The sequence below is a fragment of the Acidocella sp. genome (assembly GCF_036489515.1).
Classification (GTDB): Bacteria; Pseudomonadota; Alphaproteobacteria; order Acetobacterales; family Acetobacteraceae; genus Acidocella.
Genome location: NZ_DASXFO010000005.1, coordinates 58,791 through 68,902, shown reverse-complemented (window position 1 = coordinate 68,902; position 10,112 = coordinate 58,791). Strand labels below are relative to the sequence as shown.

The 10,112-nt window shown below is 61.4% G+C and carries 10 protein-coding genes; 3 read left to right on the top strand and 7 right to left on the bottom strand.

The window, feature by feature from the left end; all coding sequences use genetic code 11:
• Positions 1-136 precede the first annotated feature (136 nt).
• Together VGG47_RS00770 and VGG47_RS00765 are read right to left on the bottom strand one after the other, a co-directional pair.
• Positions 137-1,471, bottom strand: a complete 1,335-nt coding sequence (locus tag VGG47_RS00770) for an MFS transporter (RefSeq protein ID WP_331534945.1) — start codon at positions 1,469-1,471, stop codon at positions 137-139.
• The gene (locus VGG47_RS00765) at positions 1,468-2,136 is read right to left on the bottom strand and encodes an RraA family protein (RefSeq protein ID WP_331534944.1); all 669 of its coding nucleotides are present in this window, start codon (positions 2,134-2,136) and stop codon (positions 1,468-1,470) included. The genes VGG47_RS00770 and VGG47_RS00765 overlap by 4 nt, the downstream gene beginning before the upstream one ends.
• Positions 2,137-2,322: 186 nt before the next feature.
• Here VGG47_RS00765 and VGG47_RS00760 point away from each other — a divergent pair, with 186 nt between their 5' ends.
• Positions 2,323-3,318 carry a Gfo/Idh/MocA family protein gene (locus VGG47_RS00760; RefSeq protein WP_331534943.1) on the top strand — a complete coding sequence of 332 codons (996 nt, stop codon included), beginning with the start codon at positions 2,323-2,325 and terminating at the stop codon, positions 3,316-3,318.
• A 142-nt stretch (positions 3,319-3,460) separates the two neighbouring features.
• On the opposite strand, the gene VGG47_RS00755 is transcribed toward VGG47_RS00760, so the two are convergent.
• Both VGG47_RS00755 and VGG47_RS00750 read right to left on the bottom strand, forming a co-directional pair.
• Positions 3,461-4,819, bottom strand: coding sequence for an MFS transporter (locus VGG47_RS00755; RefSeq protein WP_331534942.1), 1,359 nt, complete (start codon positions 4,817-4,819; stop codon positions 3,461-3,463).
• A gap of 303 nt (positions 4,820-5,122) precedes the next feature.
• Complete coding sequence (locus VGG47_RS00750; protein ID WP_331534941.1) at positions 5,123-6,115, bottom strand: zinc-dependent alcohol dehydrogenase family protein; 993 nt, start codon at positions 6,113-6,115, stop codon at positions 5,123-5,125.
• 281 nt (positions 6,116-6,396) lie between these two features.
• Between VGG47_RS00750 and VGG47_RS00745 the strand changes: the two genes are divergently transcribed.
• Together VGG47_RS00745 and VGG47_RS00740 are read left to right on the top strand one after the other, a co-directional pair.
• A complete protein-coding gene (locus VGG47_RS00745; RefSeq protein WP_331534940.1) occupies positions 6,397-6,591 on the top strand; it encodes a hypothetical protein in 195 nt (64 codons plus the stop codon).
• Between the two features lie 191 nt (positions 6,592-6,782).
• Complete coding sequence (locus VGG47_RS00740; RefSeq protein WP_331534939.1) at positions 6,783-7,112, top strand: hypothetical protein; 330 nt, start codon at positions 6,783-6,785, stop codon at positions 7,110-7,112.
• Positions 7,113-7,360: 248 nt separating this feature from the next.
• Here the strand turns inward: VGG47_RS00740 and VGG47_RS00735 are convergent, their stop codons facing one another.
• The 3 genes from VGG47_RS00735 to arsC form a co-directional block, all read right to left on the bottom strand.
• A complete protein-coding gene (locus VGG47_RS00735) occupies positions 7,361-7,984 on the bottom strand; it encodes a DUF938 domain-containing protein (RefSeq protein ID WP_331534938.1) in 624 nt (207 codons plus the stop codon).
• A 181-nt stretch (positions 7,985-8,165) separates the two neighbouring features.
• On the bottom strand, positions 8,166-9,479 hold the full coding sequence (locus VGG47_RS00730; protein WP_331534937.1) for an arsenic transporter: 1,314 nt from the start codon (positions 9,477-9,479) through the stop codon (positions 8,166-8,168).
• 197 nt (positions 9,480-9,676) lie between these two features.
• Positions 9,677-10,060: an arsenate reductase (glutaredoxin) gene (gene arsC, locus VGG47_RS00725; protein ID WP_408841235.1), complete on the bottom strand. Its 384-nt coding sequence runs from the start codon at positions 10,058-10,060 to the stop codon at positions 9,677-9,679.
• Between the last annotated feature and the right edge of the window lie 52 nt (positions 10,061-10,112).

Here is a 10,112-nt window from a genome sequence, read left to right as displayed (position 1 = left end):
GCGCAGTCCCGAGGCATCCAACTCCATCCGCGTAATTGAAACGGCCATGCCACCCCCCGAACCGATGAGAGAGGAGCGAATCACATCATGCGGATATTGGGAATCCCACACGAGTCAAAAACTGCCGCCGTTGGTATTAGGAGGAAACGATCTCCTCGCGAATGCCCTGAGGTACGTTGTGTGGCCGTGTGCGGGGAATGAAGCTCAGGATCAGCAGGGTACAGAAGAGTTCAAAACCGGCCACGGCATAAAGCCCGGTGGCGGTCGTGCCGGTGACATCCCTCAGCCAGCCGACCAGGTAGGGGCCGACGAAGCCGGAGAGATTGCCGAAGGAGTTGATCAGCGCGATGCCGCCGGCGGCGGCGCTGCCGGAGAGTATCATGGTTGGCATCTGCCAGAACGGCGCGAAGGCGCTGAGGACGCCAGCGACTGCGAGGATCAGCGCGAGGAAGGAGAGCACCGGGTGGGACGCCAGCACGCCGATCAGCACCAGGCCGGCGGCGGCGGCGAGAGTCGCGAGGCCGCAATGGTAGCGGCGTTCGAGATGGCGGTCCGAGTGGCGGCCCACCAGGATCGTGACGATGACGCCGACGGTGTAGGGCAGTGCCGCGAGGAGGCCGATGGTGAAGTCGCTGTGAACGCCCATGCCCTTGATGATGGTCGGCGACCAGAAGCCGAGCGTCGGGTTGGCACTGACCAGGCAGAAATAGATCAGAGCCAGAAGCCAGATCTGCGGCGTTTTTACCGCGTCGAGGAATTTGTGCTTGCGCGCGCTGACGGGGCTGACGTCCTTTTGCAGGTCCGTCATGACCGCGCGCTTTTCCGCCTCCGTCAGCCAACGCGCCTGCTCAGGCTTGTCATCGAGATAGAACAGGGTGAAGATGCCGAGCATAATCGAGGGCAGACCTTCGAGAATGAACAGCCATTGCCAGTTGGTGTGGCCGGCGACCCCGCCCATGTGACCCATGATCCAGCCGCCGACGGGCCCGCCGAGGATTCCGGCGATCGGCACGGAGGTCATGAAAAAGCCCACCATCTGAGCGCGCCGCCGCTGCGGGAACCAGTAGGTGAGGAACAGGATGACGCCGGGATAGAGCCCGGCCTCGAAGCCGCCGAGCAGGAAGCGCAGGATGTAGAAGGCGAGCGCCGATTTCACGAACATCGTCGCCATCGTGGTGATGCCCCACAGGATGGTGATGCGGGCCATGGTTTTGCGGGCGCCGATCCGTTCGAGCAGCAGGTTGCTGGGCACTTCAAAAATCAGATAGCCGATGAAGAAGATGCCGGCGCCGAAGCCGAAGGCTGCATTGCTCAAAGCGAGATCGTGCTGCATTTGCAATTTCGCAAAGCCGATATTCACGCGATCGAGCCAAGCGGAGACGAAGAGCAAGGTGAGCAGCGGCACGATGCGGCGGCCGATCTTCGGATAGACGTCGTCCGCGGTGACGGGCAGGGGGGTGCTGTTCATCATTGTGCCGCCATGATCTTTTCGATGATGGCAGTGGAGCCGATGATGTCGGGGTATTTCTCGCCGGCATCGACACGGGCCAGCGTCTGCTTCTCGGCGTTCTGCATGCCGATGGCGCGCGTCGCGGCGGCTTCGATCTCGGCGGGCGGCAGCACCAGAATACCGTTCTCGTCGGCGAAGACCGCATCGCCCGGGGCGACGGCGACACCGCCACAGGAGACCGGCACGCAGAAGCCGCCGCCGAAACCGAGGAGCTTCACCGTGACCGGGGAGAGGCCGCGCGACCAAACAGGCACGCCGTATTGGCGCAGCTCGCCGATATCGGTGACCATGCCGTCAACGACGATGCCGGCGACGCCGGCCTTGCGGGCGGCGTAGGCGACGGCGCCGCCGAGGCTCGCATGCTTCATGTCGCCACAGCGGTCGATCACCAGAATGTCGCCCGGGCGAGCCTGGCCGATCGCATAATGGATCACCGTGGCGTCCGGGCCGGGTGCTTGCACAGTGACGGCCGTGCCGGCGATGCGGACATCCGGGAACCAGGCGCGGATGCCAGAATCCATGAAGCCAACATGGCGGAAATGGCCGATGGTGGCAGGTTCCGCCTTGCGGAGCAGCTCCAGCAAATGGGCGTCGATGGGGGCGGGGAGCTGGTTTAGGACATACATGAGCGGACTCCTGAGGAAACGGGCAAGCGGCTTATCGAGGATCGAATGAGCAATGTCCGTGCCAAGTTATTTTTCGGCCGATTTATGATGCAAAACAACAGAGCGTAGATTGGCGCGCTCAGTGTTTGTTCATATATTGGTTACATTATGGACAAAACACGCAATTCTGTGTCAGGTTATTCTGACGTGTCGTTATCAACGCTACCATTGCGCTGGGGTGTTGTTGGTCTGGGTGGATTCGTACGATCGCAGATCGCGCCCGCGATGCGCCGCGCCGGCGCCATCATCACCGCTTGTGCGACCCGCGATCTCGAGGACGCGCGCCGGTTCGCGGCGGACTTCGCTGTGCCGCGTGCCCATGAGACAGTGGAGGCGCTGGCCGACGATCCGGAGGTTGACGCCGTCTTTGTCGCCACGCCAAACGGCGAGCATCGCCGGGCCGTGATCGCGGCGGCGCGCGCCGGCAAGCATGTGTTGTGCGAGAAGCCGCTGGCGCTTTCACTGGAAGACGCGGCGGCGATGCAGCAAGCCTGCGAAGCGGCGGGCGTGCTGCTGCGGATGGGGCTGCAGTTCCGGCTTGAGGAGGCGCTTCTGCACATCCGTGCAGTGATCGCCACGGGGGAGATCGGCAACCCGCTGATGCTCGATATCGAGCGGAACTCGGGGCTCGACCAGCCGGGGGCGTGGCGGCGCGAGCGTGCCAAAGGCGGCAGCATTCTCTACGACACTGGCGTGCACCTGCTTGACCTCGTGGCCTGGCTGCTAGGCGATGAGTGGCGCAGCCTGTATGCGCTAGGCCACCGGGGGCGAGCGGATGATAGCGAGGATTCGCTTAGCATTCTCGGGCGTATGGCGCAGGGCTGCCAAAGTGTCATCCGAATCAGCCGGGAAGCGCCATTCGGCAATAACGCGCTGACCATCATGGGCACCAAGGGGCTGATCCGTACCGGGCCGTTGCGCCTTGCGGCAGAGCATGTGGTGACCGTGACCACGGCAGCGGGCGGGACAGAGCGGCGTTTCGCGCCAACCGATCTTTATGGTCGCGAGATCGCGGCGTTCTCAGCGGAAGTGCGGTCTCGCTCAGCCGTCTTGCCGACAGGCGAGGACGGCGTGCGGCTGGTCGGAATGGCTCTTGCGGTGCTGCGCTCGCTCGATGCCGGTGAGGCGGTGGCTTTGCTATGAAGAGAAAGGCTACTTTTTGTGAACAAAAAGTAGCAAAAAAACTTTGTTAATTTGGGCCGTGGGCGTTGTCCTGGACAACGCCCACGGCCCAGCGGAGTAAAAGTTTTTGCGCCGCTTTTTTCAAAAAGCGGCTGCTTTCTTGCTAGAGTGACGCCCGCTGCTTGGCGTTGCCGGCCATAACCGATGCGTTGTCCCCGCCGCGCCGGTTGAGTTCTTCCAGCGTGCGCCGCTTCGTCTCCGGCGCCATCGCGATGCAGATGACAAGTCCCACGGCGGCCGCGACGACGAACAGCCAGAGCGCTGCTTGCAGGCCCCAGTCATGCACCAGACGCGGAAACACGAGAATCGCCAGGATTGCGCCGACACGGCTGATGGCGGTGCCAAAGCCGGTCGCGCCGGCGCGCACGCCGGTGGGGAAAATCTCGGTGGGGTAGACGAAGTTCAGCACGCCGGGCCCCATATTCGAAAACAGGGTGGCGAGGCCGAACAGCAGGACCAGAATCACCAGAGCCGGTTTCGGCTCCACCGCCAAGGCGATCAGCATCAGCGTCAGCCCGGCGAAGGAGAAAATGATCAGCTTCCGGCGTCCCCAGCCGTCGACCAGGAACACGCCGATCACAGCGCCCAGCAGGCCGAGCGCCGAGACGATGGCGGCGCCGAGATAGGCGGCACTCGCCGAGCCGGCGGTGAAATTCTTCAGGATCGTCGGGGTGTAGATGGAGATGCCGTAGAACGCGACGTCGTAGCAGAACCAGAAGCCGGCGACGAAAATCGTCAGGCGCAGCAACGGCGATTTAAACAGCGACAGCCAGGGCTGGGACGGCTCGGCGGTGGTCGTGCCGGTCTCGCCGCTCAGCGCCAACAGCAATTTGCCCGCCTCGTCGTGGCGTCCCTGCGCAGCAAGCCAGCGCGGCGACTCCGGAATTGCCGCACGGAAGCAGATCACCACCAGCGCGATCGCAGCACCGAGGACGAGCATCCAGCGCCAGGCATCGGGCCCGAGCGGCAGGAGCAGATAACCGGCGAGATAGGCGCAGACCGCGCCCAAAAACCAGCTGGAACCGACCGCCGTGACAAACGCGCCGCGCCGCGCCGCGGGCACGAATTCCGCCAGCAGCGTCGAGGAGATCGGATAATCCGCGCCGATGCCGACGCCGAGCAGGAAGCGGAAGGCAATGAACTCCCACACATTCTGTGACACCGCCGTGAGTGCGGCGAACACCACGAAGCAGATGAGATCAACCACATACATCGCCTTGCGACCGATCCGGTCGGTGAGATGGCCGAGCACCAGAGCGCCGAAGAACATGCCAACCACGGCGGAGGACGCCACCACGCCGGTGAGGCCCGGCCCGATCGCCCATTTCTTCACCAGGAACGGCAGCGCGACGGCGATGACGGTGAGGTCGAATCCATCGAGGAACATGCCGGCGGCGGAGAGAATGGTGAGGCGGCGGTGGAAAGAGCGTAGTTTCGGCGAGTCAAGCGCTTCGAATGACATGTTAACCTTGTGAAAGGGTGGCTATACAGCAGAGTCCGGAGCCGGGAGGCGGCGCAACCTAGGCGATCGGGCCACGCGGTAACAGGGCGTGGAAACATTCTTCACGTAACTGAAATTATTTGCGCGCTCTCTCCTGGGCGCGAAATGTTAGAAAGTGGCCGCTTTTTAAAAAAAGCGGCGCAAAAATTTTTGGCGAATCTGGGCTATGGGCGTTGTCGCGGACAACGCCCATAGCCCAGATTAATAAAGTTTTTTTGCTACTTTTTGTTCACAAAAAGTAGCCTTCCTCTTCGCTGGGTTCCTTTACGATACAGTTACGATAATCTTGCCAATCTGTTCGTTCGATTCAAGGTAGCGATGCGCTTCGACGATTTGTTCGAGCGGAAAGGTCTTGGCGATGATGGGCTTGAGCGCGCCTGAGGCAAGACCGTCGAGCACGAATTTTTTGCCCTTTTCTAGAGCGTCGGGGCGCTTCGTGATGGAAAAAAGCGTATAGCCGCGCAGGGTTAGATTTTTGGCAAGTGCCGGAAATAGGGGGAAAGGGGTCGGCTCAGGCGACAGCGCGCCGTAGAGAAAGATGGTGCCTTGTTCGGCCGACGCCGCGGCGAGGTCGTTCAGGGTCGGGCCCGCCACGGGATCGAAGCTGACTTTCGCGCCCCGCCCGGAGGTTATGGTCATAACTTCGCGGGCGAGGTCCTGCTCAGAGGTGACGATCACATGTTGGGCGCCGGCCTTCAGCAGTTCAGCGCGTTTGGCGTGGGTCCGGGTCGTCGCGATTGAGATGCCCCCGAGATGATTGACGATCTGGATGGCAGCCAAGCCGACGCTGCTCGACGCCGCGGGAATGATCACGGCGTCTCTGGCCGTTATGGTCGCCTGGTCGACAAGGGCGCCATAGGCGGTCAAATATTGCATCCAGATGGCGGCCGCTTCCGACCAGGAAAGATTGCCGGGATGTTTGGCGACAGCGTGCGCAGGAACGATCGCGGTATCGCCATACACGCCATATTGGTTCATCGAAAAAGCCGGTATCGTGCTGACGGCATCGCCGACGGACAGACCCTGTACGCCCGACCCGACGGCCTGGATCTCCCCGGCGGCTTCATAGCCAAGCCGGGCCGGGAAAGAGGGCGTTTCCAGATAGGCGCCGGACCGAAACATGGACTCGGCCCGGTTGAGGCCCAGCGCATGAACGCGAATTTTGACCTCTCCCGGCCCGGGAGCACCGAGATCGATATTTTCGATTTCGAGCACTTCCGGACCGCCGGTTTTATGGAAGCGGACGATGCGTGACATGAGATTTCTCCAATTTTGATGATCCTGATGAGCTTCTAGCGCGATATGGCTTGAAATTGAATCGCGCGATGGTTGAATTGAGCCGTGCCATTGCTCGTGCAAACAAGGTCGGAGTTCAGGCAGTGTGACCGGTCGGACGCCGTCCGTTTGCACGATCAAAACAATAATGAATTCAAAGTGCTCCAGTTTTTTCCTTCGTCACACCTGAGGTATCATTCGAAAAACCCATTGTTTTTGCTAGAAAAGAGTGTTTTACATGGGCACAAAAGGGGGGCTCTGTCATGAAGTTTCTGATTGAGGTTGGGAAGCTCAAAAACGCAAAATCATGGCTCGCGAAACGTGAGCCCGAAGAGGCCATGAACATTGTGCAGGAGCTACATGCTCAAGGGGTGACGGAAATCCATATCTATGACGCGGACAGCTTCGCCAGCGTCACGGAAGAGGAGTTAGCAAAGGGGGCGCGCCGTTCTCGTTGAGGTCCCTTTCTTAAGGCCGGCCCATTGGTAGAGCGCCGGAGGAATGGCAGGGCCGCAGCCACCGATAAGGTGCGACGGCTTCTCTGAGATGACACGGGGAGCCGAGCTTGTGCTTGATCGGTATCAATGCGTGATCAAGAGACTTGTGAGATCGCTATTCGTTTAACAGCCAAAATGATAGGGCGGACGCCATGAAGCTCTCACTGATTGAAACGCTGTGGGTAACCCTCGCCTTGGCGATTCCCTCCGCGCTCGGCGCGCAAACCACGGCGCCGGCGCAGCACATGACACCATCCGCCATGAATGAGCAGCAGGGAGCGACGACTGGGCTTGGCGAATCCCACCGGTTCCGCACCGCTGTCGACGCGGCCCATCATTGCCCTGGGGACACGATTGTCTGGCTGTCTGGATCAAAGCTCGTCTATCTCCTGCCCGACGCCGCCAAATATGGTAAAGGCAGCGGGGCGTACGCTTGCCGGATGGAAGCGGAAGGCGCTGGCTTCCACAGCGCCGGAAACTGATCGCCGCACTGCTGCAGCCCCGGCGCGCGAGTGGGCACGAAGTTTTCGCGTGTTAAATTTTCTGGCGGTTTCATCCCTGCGAGCGGTGTGGGAAGGAAAGGGGAGGGCTACTTTTTGTGAACAAAAAGTAGCAAAAAAACTTTATTTATGCTGGGCCATGGGCGTTGTCGCAGACACAGCCCATGGCCCAGCATAAATAAAGTTTTTGCGCCGCTTTTTTCAAAAAGCGGCCACTTTCCTCCATCTGATCAGCTCGGCGCTTTTTTGAATATGAGCGCGAGGTTATTGGCCGGCATCGAGATACGCTCGGACAGTTCGAGGCGATGCTGGGCGGCCAGCGCCGTCACCTCGTCCAGGCGGCGCAGTCCCCAAGCCGGATTGCGCGTCTTCAAGCTCAGATCGAAAGACAGGTTGGAGGCAACGGTCTCGATATCGGGCTCGATGTAAGGGCCGTAGAGAAAGAGGAGGCCACCGCTCGGCAGCAGGCGGCCAGCGCCTTCCATGAGGCCCTGGGTCGCCGACCACGGCGAGATGTGGATCATATTGATGTTGACGATCGCGTCCGCCCGGTCAACCGGCCACGTGTCCGGCGTGGCCGCATCGAGCCGCAGCGGCGCCAGCAGGTTCGGCAGGGCGGCATGGTCGCGCCAGGCGGCGATGCTGGCAAGGGCCTCGGGCGAAGGGTCGGTTGGTTGCCATTGCAGGCCGGGCAGGGCGGCGGCGTTGTAGACGGCATGCTCGCCGGCGCCGGCGGCGATTTCGAGCACGAAGCCGCGGCTTGGCAGGCGGGGCTTCAATACCGAGAGGATGGGACCGCGGTTACGCGCGGTGGACGGCGCGGTGCTGGCGCCGGCAGGAATGTCGTCTGTCATGACGCCCCATCATAGAGGCCCGGTCTGGAGATGTGAAATGCGGCGCAAAAACTTTTGGGCCCGCTGGGCCATGGGCGTTGTCACCGACAACGCCCATGGCCCAGATTCATAAAGTTTTTTTGCTTCTTTTCGTTCACAAAAAGAAGTCTTCCCCTGCGCTTCCGAGACGTTTGTTCCCCGCTCAGCTCGCGCCCAAAATCGACAGCCAGAGCGTCAGCGCGGTCAGAACGACAAACAAAACGGGCGGGGTGATCATCAGCCCCACCCGCATATATTGGCCCCAGCCGATGCGGATGCCTTTGCGCCCCAGGATATTGAGCCAGAGCAAGGTGGCCAGGCTGCCGATCGGGGTGAATTTGGGGCCGAGATCGCAGCCGATGATGTTGGCATAGATCATCAGCTCGCGCGTCAGCGCGGGCACCGCATGGGCCTGCTCGATGGCCAGCGTGCCGATCAGGATGCTGGGCAAATTGTTCATGACCGAGGAGAGGATGGCGGCGCCGAAGCCGGTGCCGAGCGCCGCCGCCCAAGGGCTTTGCGCGCTGAGCCACACCAGGGCGTCGGCCAGATGGTTGGTCAGTCCGGCATTGCGCAGCCCGTAGACCACCAGATACATGCCCAGCGAGAAAATCACGATCTGCCAGGGCGCCCCGCGCAGCACTTTTGCCACGGAGATGCGCGCGCCGCGCCCTCCCTGATGCCAACGCCCGGCCAGAAACAGGAGGATGATCGCGCCGGCGCCGGTCACCACCGAGACGGGAACGCCCAGTGGCGCCAGAACGAAATAGGCGCCGAGGAGCAGTGCCAAAACCGGAAATGCCGCCCGGAAGATCAAATGGTCATGGATGGCGTGCGCGGGGTTTTCAAGGTTTGCCAAGGCATAACGTGCCGGAACTTTCCGTCCGAACATCAGCCAAAGGACACCGATCGTCGCCACCAGGGAGACGACATCGACGGGCACCATGACCGCGGCATAACGGTTGAAGGTGATGTGAAAATAGTTGGCGCTGACAATGTTGACGAGGTTCGAGATGATCAGCGGCAGGCTGGTGGTGTCGGCGACAAAACCGGTCGCCACCACGAAGGCCAGGGTTTGCGGCGGCGTAAAATCCAGCCGGAGCAGAATCGCCACGACGATCGGCGTCAGCAGAAGTGCTGCGCCGTCATTGGCGAAGAACGCCGCGCTCACCGCGCCCAGCACGATGATGAGCGGAAACAGCCGTCGCCCCCTGCCATCACCCCAGCGTGCGATGTGCAAGGCGGCCCATTGGAAAAAACCGGCCTCATCGAGGAGCAGCGAAATGATGATCAGGGCGACGAAGGTGATGGTCGCGTCCCAGACGATATGCCAGACCACCGGCACGTCGTGCCAGCCGATGACGCCGGTGAGCAACGCCAGGACGGCGCCGCCCATGGCGCTCCAGCCGATGCCGAGGCCGCGCGGCTGCCAGATGACGAAGACGAGCGTGACGATGAAGATGGCGAACGCCAGCATCCTGGGTATCCTCGAGTGATATGGCTTGAAAGGCTGTAGGAAAGTGGCCGCTTTTTGAAAAAAGCGGCGCAAAAACTTTTGTTATGCTGGGCCATGGGCGTTGGCACTGACAAAGCCCATGGCCCAGCATAACAAAGTTTTTTTGCTTCTTTTTGTTCACAAAAAGAAGCCTTCCCTTGCGCTTTCAAGCGATCTGGCTATGCGGGGTCTTGCTGGGGTTGCGGCAGGATGTCCAGCACGCTCTCGGCGGGGCGGCACAGTTTGACGCCCAGCGGTGTGACGACGAGCGGCCGGTTGATCAGGATGGGATGCGCCATCATGGCGTCGAGCAGCTGCCCGTCGCTCAGGCTGGCACCGGCCAGGCCGAGCGCGTCATACGGCGTGCCCTTCTGGCGCAGAAGCGCGCGCGGGGTCAGCCCGGCACGTGCGATAAGCTGCGCCAGCAGGTCGCGCGCCGGCGGGGTTTTCAGGTACTCGATCACACGCGGCTCGATCCCGGCATTGCGGATCATCGCCAGCGTGTTCCGCGACGTGCCGCAGTTCGGGTTGTGATAGATCACCACATCAATCGGCGGCATCATCCAATGTCCTCACCGGAGAGATGGATGGTTAGGTGCTTCATTGACGCGTACT